This is a genomic window from Proteus vulgaris (genome assembly GCF_016239305.1).
Lineage (GTDB): Bacteria > Pseudomonadota > Gammaproteobacteria > Enterobacterales > Enterobacteriaceae > Proteus > Proteus vulgaris_C.
This window is the reverse complement of the sequence record NZ_JAEHOQ010000058.1, coordinates 1-1,215: the sequence shown is the minus strand read 5'-3', so window position 1 is coordinate 1,215 and position 1,215 is coordinate 1. Positions and strand designations below refer to the sequence as shown.

Annotated in this window: 1 rRNA gene; it reads right to left on the bottom strand. The window is 51.5% G+C overall.

What is annotated here, in order from left to right:
- Positions 1–46 precede the first annotated feature (46 nt).
- A 23S ribosomal RNA gene (locus tag JEP40_RS18930) occupies positions 47–1,215 on the bottom strand; the annotation flags it as partial.

Below are 1,215 nucleotides of genomic sequence, written 5' to 3'. Positions count from 1 at the left end.
TACTTCATCTACTTTTGTCTCTCAGACAAAACACCTTCGGTGTTGTCAGGTTAAGCCTCACGGTTCATTAGTACTGGTTAGCTCAACGTATCGCTACGCTTACACACCCAGCCTATCAACGTCTTAGTCTTAAACGTTCCTTTAGGTCACTCAAGGTGACAGGGAAGACTCATCTCGAGGCAAGTTTCCCGCTTAGATGCTTTCAGCGGTTATCTCTTCCGCACTTAGCTACCGGGCAATGCCATTGGCATGACAACCCGAACACCAGTGGTGCGTTCACTCCGGTCCTCTCGTACTAGGAGCAACCCCTCTCAATCTTCCAACGCCCACGGCAGATAGGGACCGAACTGTCTCACGACGTTCTAAACCCAGCTCGCGTACCACTTTAAATGGCGAACAGCCATACCCTTGGGACCTACTTCAGCCCCAGGATGTGATGAGCCGACATCGAGGTGCCAAACACCGCCGTCGATATGAACTCTTGGGCGGTATCAGCCTGTTATCCCCGGAGTACCTTTTATCCGTTGAGCGATGGCCCTTCCATTCAGAACCACCGGATCACTAAGACCTACTTTCGTACCTGCTCGAGCCGTCACTCTCACAGTCAAGCTGGCTTATGCCTTTGCACTAACCGCATGATGTCCGACCATGCTTAGCCAACCTTCGTGCTCCTCCGTTACTCTTTAGGAGGAGACCGCCCCAGTCAAACTACCCACCAGACACGGTCCCCGATCCAGATCATGGACCTAGGTTAGAACATCAAACGTTAAAGGGTGGTATTTCAAGGTTGACTCCATGCAGACTGGCGTCCACACTTCAAAGTCTCCCACCTATCCTACACATCAAGGCTCAATGTTCAGTGTCAAGCTATAGTAAAGGTTCACGGGGTCTTTCCGTCTTGCCGCGGGTACACTGCATCTTCACAGCGAGTTCAATTTCACTGAGTCTCGGGTGGAGACAGCCTGGCCATCATTACGCCATTCGTGCAGGTCGGAACTTACCCGACAAGGAATTTCGCTACCTTAGGACCGTTATAGTTACGGCCGCCGTTTACTGGGGCTTCGATCAAGAGCTTCTCCTTACGGATAACCCCATCAATTAACCTTCCAGCACCGGGCAGGCGTCACACCGTATACGTCCACTTTCGTGTTTGCACAGTGCTGTGTTTTTAATAAACAGTTGCAGCCAGCTGGTATCTTCGACTGGCTTCGGCTC